The sequence below is a fragment of the Vallitalea sediminicola genome (assembly GCF_054408565.1).
On record NZ_BTPT01000384.1, the window covers coordinates 1 to 284 of the forward strand.

At 51.8% G+C, this 284-nt stretch carries 1 protein-coding gene; it reads right to left on the reverse strand.

From position 1 onward, the window contains the following. The coding region (locus tag ACX6CF_RS27135) for a Rieske 2Fe-2S domain-containing protein (protein WP_458788486.1) at window positions 1-284 on the reverse strand (284 nt) is incomplete at both ends.

The following is a 284-nucleotide window of genomic DNA, read 5'->3' on the forward strand; positions in this document are numbered from 1 at the left end:
CGTGATACAAGCAACGAAGCCCGCAATCTTCGTTGCGTCCGTATACGAGAGAAGCTTTGCGGTGCGGGCAAAGCTCATCGAGCATCCCAAGGCGACCTTTTGTATCTCTGAAAGCAACGTAAGTTTCGCCGAGTACCTCCACACACAAAGGATTGCCGTCGGGTGTATCGACTTCTTCGACAAGGCACACCGGTGTCCAGTGTTGACGCATGAGCTGCGCCATGGGAGCATCGTTTTCAACACGTGTAAGAAGCTCGTTTTCTTCGTGAGTAAGCATAAGTTCC